This window comes from Vibrio clamense (assembly GCF_050337905.1).
GTDB classification, from domain to species: Bacteria; Pseudomonadota; Gammaproteobacteria; order Enterobacterales; family Vibrionaceae; genus Vibrio; species Vibrio cortegadensis.
Map to the genome: position 1 here is coordinate 1 of NZ_JAKJTJ010000017.1, position 7,275 is coordinate 7,275.

Consider the following 7,275-nt stretch of genomic DNA (forward strand, 5'->3'; position numbering starts at 1 on the left):
TTGTTCCTGTCTTGGATTCTAGCTTAAAGGGTATCAACTCAAAGCATATAAAAATGTTGGTCGATATTACTGAGTTTTCAGGTTGGGAGCTTCGGGCTGCGTGGGATGATTTTCAGCTTGGGTTAAAGGTCGGCTTTAATATTGAGAAAATAGCCATCTACGGTGATAAGAATTGGCAGGAGCTAGCCGCCAAAATAGGTAGTTGGTTTATATCAGGTGAAATGGAATCATTTGGTAGCTACGAGTCGGCAGTGCAGTGGCTAACTGATTAACATAACAAACAATTTAAGAGTGACTCCCAACGCTTGCCGATTTCACTCCGATTTGAATTTTGTGTTTACGGTGCAGTGGCTTAGCTTGGGTGTTACAGCGTTGTCGCACCTTAATTGGGCGTTATACGCTTTTAGGAAATAATCGAATATGAACAAGTTAGTATTCAGAGTTTGTGATGAGAATAGTCCGCATTGGGCTGATCTAGAAAGGTTATTTCAAAGTGAATGGTCTGACTTTTTCTTCGTTGATACCTATAAACCTGAAGCTAATCTTCCTCCTGTTTTGGTCGCTTTGATAAACAACGAAGTTATCGGTGGATTGGCTTATTCTCGTTTTAAAGAGCCACATGGAAGTTCAGATGTCATTTGGTTTAATGCTGTCTTTGTTTCGCCAGAGTTGCGCGGCCAGGGCATTGCTAGTGAGTTGATTAATCGAGGTGTTGAGCAAGTATCAGAAACGCTTCAAAGTAATCTGTATGCTTATACAAATGTCCCCCCGTTGTACCAGTCTCTAGGTTGGTCGGTGGTTGATATTGAAAGTGAGCCAAATCATAGCGTAATGAGTATCTCACTTAGGACTTAACCACGCGTATAACAAAGCGTTTAAGACGGATTCCCAACGCTTGGCGGCTTCAGTTTTAAGATATGCATCAGTGTTTATGGCATAATGTCTTGAGTGCAGTGGTAGCGTTGTTCACCACTTAACGCGGCGTTAGTTTGCTACAAAGAATCAAGGAGTTTCGCGTAAGAAATGAAAGTAAATATTAGACCTGCAAGAGAACATGAGCTGGAGTTTATCCATGCCTTGGTTATCTCAAATGACGAATGGACTAAGTTTAATGGTCCATATTTTCCATATTCACACCCATCCTTAGAACAGTTTAAACACTCTTCATTTCAGCGTCTTTTATCGGGTTTAGACTCTCAATTGATTACAGTCGATGATATTCCAGTTGGAATGGTTAGTTGTTACTGGGAATGTGAAGAAACTCGTTGGCTTGAAGCTGGTGTTATTATTTACGATAAAGAGTATTGGGGTAAAGGCATTGCTGCGTTAGCGATTCCGTTATGGGTGTCGTATCTGTTCGAAAGTAAGGAAATTGAAAGGGTTGGTTTTACTACTTGGTCGGGTAATCCTCGAATGATGTCATTAGCTTTGAAGTTGGGTTTTCAGCAAGAAGCTAGGCTGCGAAAAGTTCGCTATTACAATGGTGAGTATTATGATTCAGTCAAATATGGTGTGTTGCGCTCGGAGTGGTTAGAACGCAACTAACAAACAATTTAAGAGTGACTCCTAACGCTTGCCGATTTTACTCCGATTTGAATTTAGTGTTTACGGTGCAATGGTTTAGTTTGGGTGTTATAGCGTTGTCGCACCTTAATTGGGCGTTATGAGCTTCCAAGAATTAGAAGGAAAGTATGGCAGTTTTAGAAATTCTGACTGCACCAGACCCAAGGCTTAAGGTCAAAGCGGAAAAGGTGCAAGATCTCTCGACGGTACAAACATTAATAGACGACATGTTGGAAACGTTATATGCGACTGACAATGGTATTGGTTTGGCGTCGACTCAAGTTGGTCGAAAAGAGGCCGTTGTAATTATCGACCTTTCAGAAAGTCGAGATGAACCGTTAATTATGGTCAACCCTGAAGTGGTTAGTGGCTCGGATAAAGCATTGGGTCAAGAAGGCTGTTTATCAGTTCCTGATTACTATGCAGACGTAGAGCGTTTTACTTCAGTTATTGTGTCTGCGTTAGATCGCGAAGGTAAGCCGATTACCATCGAAAGTGATGAGTTTCTAGCAATCGTAATGCAGCACGAGATAGATCATTTGTCGGGTAACTTGTTTATTGACTATCTTTCACCACTTAAGCGTCAAATGGCAATGAAAAAGGTTAAAAAGTACGTTAAAGCGAACTCTTAACCCCGCTCATAACAAGCAATTTAAGAGGGATTCACAACGCTTGGTATTTTTGCTTCTACTTCAAATTTAGTGTTTATGGCACAATGCTTTAGGTTTGGGTGGAGTCGTTGTTCACCCCTTAATTGGGCGTTAGCTGGCGATAATTTTCACACACATTGCTAAGATTGGAGGATTCATGAAAGGTAAAGGGAAGTGTTTATGTGGCTCGGTGAAATTGGAAGTCGAGTACGCTAGTAACGAATTGGCTGCTTGTCATTGTAGTATGTGTAGAACTTGGTCAGGCGGTCCGATGTTAGCTATTGATTGCGCTGATTCAGTTAAAATATCAGGTCAATCAAATGTTGTTAGATATCAATCATCAGATTGGGCTGAAAGAGGTTTCTGCGGTAAATGTGGTACTCATTTATTCTACTTTTTAGTGCCAAATAATCAGTATCATCTTCCTGTTGGGCTATTGATGTCAGAGGATGACTACAAGTTAACTCATCAAATATTCATTGATGAAAGGCCCGAATACTACGAATTTAAAAATGAAACACAAAATATGACTGGTGCGGAAGTTTTTGCTCACTTTGAAAGTGGAGAGTAAGCAGCTAACAAGGCATTTAAGAGTGATTCCCAACGCTTGGCATCTTCAGTTCAAGTTTGGGTTTCGTGTTTACGGCGCAATGGTTTAGGTCCGTGGCAGCGTTGCTCACACCTTAATGCGGCGTTATGTTTCACTAGGATTTCAATGGCTTAAATGCCTTTGAATCGTTCTTTTCCCCTTTGGCTATTCGTTGGGAGTAGACTCAGCAAATCACTATTGTCTTCCCTAATTCTTGAATCACTTACCCCTTAAAATATGCCAAAATTCGTGGGTTGCTTCATTCAGATTTCGGGGTGGTTTGGTCATCTTGTTTCTCTGGCTCAAAGTCGCTTTGGGTATATTTCCCAATAAGCTAATAACCTTGGCAGTAGTCTCGGCAAATAACCATTGTTCTGCGCTGTTGTTGCTAAGAAAGGGCGCTTGTTTCGGCTTGATCGCGTTGCCTCATTAGCAGGGAAGAGGACTTACTCGTTTTTGGTTTGGCGCATCTGGCGGTCAAGTGTATTCGAGCTTGTGATTTGGTTCAGAAATCTAGGTCTATATTGTAGTTCTTTGCCAAATAAATCAGTCGTTTGTGTTAAAACATAACAAAGCATTTAAGACGGATTCTCAACGCTTGGCGATTTCAGCTTAGGTCAGCTTTAGTGTTAAATGTGGCAAGGTTCAGGCTTGGGTGGTTGCGTTGTTCACCACTTAATGCGGCGTTATGTAAAGCGGGTAAAATCGGTATTATTCTGTTTATTCGCTCTCTCCACCCATCGGTTTTCATCTTCGTCAAAATCAGCCCTTTCTCTCCCGATTCTTTGCCTAATTAGCGGTAAAACATGCCAAGGTTCGTGAGTTTCCTCATTCAGTTTCAGTGTTGGTTCGTGGTTAGTTTTACGGGCTCAAAATGTGGAAAGGGCAAGGCTAACGAAAGTCTCCATTTGCTGATGGTTTCCTTCGTTAGATTTCCCAGATTCAAAGGCATCTTCGATTGCTGGTCATCACTATTTTTCGCTTGTTGCAGCTTGGTTTGTAACATCGCTGGCTCTGCAAATTCGTGAACACTGTTGGGTTCTTTTGTTTTGGCTATTTCTTCGGTCGTACAGGCTTGGTTTTTCGTGGTAACTTGGGCTTATGTGGCTGAATTTACATAACAAAGCATTTAAGACGGACTCCCAACGCATGGCGTTTTCGGCTTACTTGAGTTTAAGTGTTTATGTCACAATGGGTTAGGCTTGGTGGTAGGCGTTGCTCACCACTTAATGCGGCGTTATGTTCTAAGGTGAAAAATGAGAAATCAAGGAATGATATTAGTTGCTTTTCCTTATCTGCATGGTGTTTTATGGGCAGTTGGCAGCATACTATTACTTCCTCTGAATCTGTGGCTTTTGAAGTTAGGCTCACGCTGTAAATTACGAACATAACAAAGCGTTTAAGACGGATTCCCAACGCTTGGCGTTTCCGGCTTTCTTCGGTTTAAGTGTTTATGTCACAATGGTTTAGGCAGGGTGGTAGCGTTGCTCACCACTTAACGCGGCGTTATGTTTTACTAGGATTTCAATGGCTTAAATGCCTTTGAATCGTTCTTTGCCCCTTTAGCTATTCGTTGGGAGTAGACTCAGAAAATCACTATTGTCAGTCCCATTCTTGAATTATTTAACCCGTAAAACATGCAAAATTCGTGGGTTGCTTCATTCAGATTTCAGGGTGGTTTTATCGTCTTGTTTCTCTGGCTTAAAGTCGCTTTGGGCTTATTTCACAATCAGCCAATAACCTTGGCAGTTGCTTCGGCAAATCGCCATTGTTCTGCGCTGCTTTTGCTAAGAAAGGGCGCTTGTTGAAAGCGTATCGAGTTGCCTCATTGGCAGGGAAATGGGCTTACTTGTTTTGTGTTTGGCGCGTCTGGCGGTCAAATGAATCCGAGCTTGTGATTTGGTTCAGAAATCTCAGTCTGTATGGCAGTTCTTTGCCAAATAAATCAGTCGTTTGTGTTAAAACATAACAAAGCGTTTAAGACGGATTCCCAACGCATGGCGTTTTCGGCTTACTTCAATTTAAGTGTTTATGTCACAATGGTTTAAGTAGGGTGGTAGGCGTTGCTCACCACTTAACGCGGCGTTATACGGAGGTAATTTAACATGAGCGGAGTTGCAATTCCGTTTGTCAAAGACAGGATAGGGAATACGATTTACATCGATCAGTATGAAGATCTAGGCTATCCGACACCAATTTTTTGCGGAGGTAGAGGTTGTGGGACACGAGTTACACATGTTGTTGGTCATAAAAGGCGAAACACCGGCAAGTTAATTCCTGCTATCTTTCGTCTTTATCAAAACTTCGATCACTCAGATAGCTGCAGTTTTAAAACCTCAGGTAACTACGAAATTGAGGCGAAAATTGGAACTTCCAATGTCGAAGACGCAATCGCAGACGGTGAGACTTTATTTCGGGTTCATATTTTAAACCATGACGAAGCTTCTCAGTTAAAGCAAAAAGAAGAATTTTTTGCCGACCAGCTTCCCGAAGATACTACTAAACGTGTTTTCTATAACAAGGGTAAGATGCCCTGTTACGTCAAAGCCTGTAGTGATCTTGCGAAGCTGTATATATATGGAAAGGAAAACCCTAAAGAAAGGGATAGCCTCGAAATAAAGGTTAATAAAAGCACTGTTAAGTGGAAAGACTTTTTCTTTGGCATTGGACAATACCGTTACTTTCAGCATTGCCTTACTAAAGATAAATACGTAAATGCAGCGATTGATCTTCAAATTACTCGCAAAGTTTTTTCTGGTGTGGTTGACGACTTTGAATACTTTGAGTGTAAACCCAAGAATGTAAAAGGTACTAAATACTATCCAATAATCCGGATTTCCAAAAAACTAAAATTGCCCATAATTGATTTTGACAAACAGTTTTTAGTTTACGGCAAGTTCCGCCTAAGGAATGCTGAAGAGCCAAAAGTATCCAGTGAATACAATGCAGTAGAGTTCATGACAACGCTTGTTAATCTAAAACAGATGGGAGAAGTTCCCACCGTATAACAAACTGTTCAAGAGGGATTCGCAACGCGTGGCATTTTCACTATGCGTTGGTTTTAGTGTGTAAGGTGGTATGCGGCGGCTTCGGTATTGCGTTGCTCACCCCTTAACAGGGCGTTATGAAGCATGGAGGCTTTAAGTATGATTGATCAAGTTGGAAATACAAAAATTAAGCTAAAACATAGAGCTACGTGTCACTGCGGTTCGGTAGTTCTTGAATTAACATTACCAAATGGGATCGAAAATCCTAGAAGGTGCGATTGCTCAATTTGCCGAAGAAAAGGCGCAATTGTTGGTTCCGTCGATTTGAGTGGTATTAGAATCGTTGAAGGACAAGAATTTCTGAAGTTTTATCAATTTAACACGAATACAGCGAAACATTACTTCTGTTCAAATTGTGGTATTTATACTCATCACCAACGTCGCTCAAATCCCACAGAATATGGTTTCAATATTGGCTGTCTTGAGGGCGTAAATCCATTTGATTTAGGTGATGTAGTTACAAACGACGGGGTTAATCATCCAGCCGATAGAACTGCTTCATAACAAACAATTTAAGAGTGACTCCTAACGCTTGGCGGCTTCACTCCGGTTTGAATTTTGTGTTTACGGTGCAATGGTTTAGCTTGGGTGTTATAGCGTTGTCGCACCTTAATTGGGCGTTATATTGCATAAGATTCAAAGGGTTAAATTATTCGTTTATCTTTGTTCTGCGTCCGAACTACACACCTGTTCTTTTCGTGAAAAATGCCATCAAAATGACCATCGCACGTAGAAAGTTTGTCGGCTAATTAGCTGCAACGTCACGCAAGTCTCCTCGTTAGTAAGTTTTGTTGGCTCAAGTTCATTTTGCGCGGCTTCTTTTTCGTGGAAACTTCATTGAAAATTGTGGTTTCAGCGCGCTTTGTCGTCAGGTTTCTCGTTCGAATTCTTTGCCACTTTGGCTAATCGAATTACTCCAATTTCAGCTCATTTCGTTTCTTAGCCAAGTGCGTTTTGTTGTCTATAATTGAGTTTCGAACTATCCATTTTACTTCTGAGTTCAAAGCCAGTAGATTTGTAACCAATTCAGCACCTTGGCGCTAAACTTGGCTCTGTCGTGCGGGCAATATAACAAAGCGTTTAAGACGGACTCCCAACGCTTGGCGGCTTTAGTTCAAAGATATGCATCAGTGTTTATGGCATAATGTCTTGAGTGCAGTGGTAGCGTTGCTCGCCACTTAACGCGGCGTTATGTGCTATCATCAATTTCTTCCACTTTACGGTGTTTTTTATGAAACTTATTCCTCTTTTAAAGCAGCCTCGCATTCACTGACGGCATAGTGTTATTTCAATAATTCTTATTATTTAACATTTGCTTGAGGTTTCGTATGCAAAAAAAGCATTGGTCAAAATTTCAGTTACTCCATGAGGTGGTAACTAACCCTAATATTTCTATCAAAGGTACTCACAGTTATTACAGTGATTG

The 7,275-nt window shown here is 41.1% G+C and carries 7 protein-coding genes and 1 pseudogene; all 8 read left to right on the plus strand.

What is annotated here, in order from left to right; genetic code table 11:
• Positions 1–272, plus strand: a 272-nt coding sequence (locus tag L4C39_RS00695; RefSeq protein WP_429743834.1) for a SpoIIAA family protein, incomplete at its 5' end; no start/stop codon positions are given.
• 148 nt (positions 273–420) lie between these two features.
• A complete protein-coding gene (locus L4C39_RS00700) occupies positions 421–855 on the plus strand; it encodes a GNAT family N-acetyltransferase (RefSeq protein ID WP_429743836.1) in 435 nt (144 codons plus the stop codon).
• 168 nt (positions 856–1,023) lie between these two features.
• Positions 1,024–1,545, plus strand: a complete 522-nt coding sequence (locus L4C39_RS00705) for a GNAT family N-acetyltransferase (RefSeq protein WP_429743838.1) — start codon at positions 1,024–1,026, stop codon at positions 1,543–1,545.
• 146 nt (positions 1,546–1,691) lie between these two features.
• Complete coding sequence (gene def / locus L4C39_RS00710) at positions 1,692–2,195, plus strand: peptide deformylase (RefSeq protein ID WP_429743840.1); 504 nt, start codon at positions 1,692–1,694, stop codon at positions 2,193–2,195.
• 175 nt (positions 2,196–2,370) lie between these two features.
• Positions 2,371–2,784 carry a GFA family protein gene (locus L4C39_RS00715; RefSeq protein ID WP_429743842.1) on the plus strand — a complete coding sequence of 138 codons (414 nt, stop codon included), beginning with the start codon at positions 2,371–2,373 and terminating at the stop codon, positions 2,782–2,784.
• Between the two features lie 2,123 nt (positions 2,785–4,907).
• Positions 4,908–5,810 carry a hypothetical protein gene (locus L4C39_RS00720; protein WP_429743844.1) on the plus strand — a complete coding sequence of 301 codons (903 nt, stop codon included), beginning with the start codon at positions 4,908–4,910 and terminating at the stop codon, positions 5,808–5,810.
• 138 nt (positions 5,811–5,948) lie between these two features.
• Positions 5,949–6,353, plus strand: coding sequence for a GFA family protein (locus L4C39_RS00725; RefSeq protein ID WP_429743846.1), 405 nt, complete (start codon positions 5,949–5,951; stop codon positions 6,351–6,353).
• A gap of 824 nt (positions 6,354–7,177) precedes the next feature.
• Positions 7,178–7,275 (plus strand): annotated as a pseudogene (locus L4C39_RS00730) (CatB-related O-acetyltransferase); the annotation flags it as partial.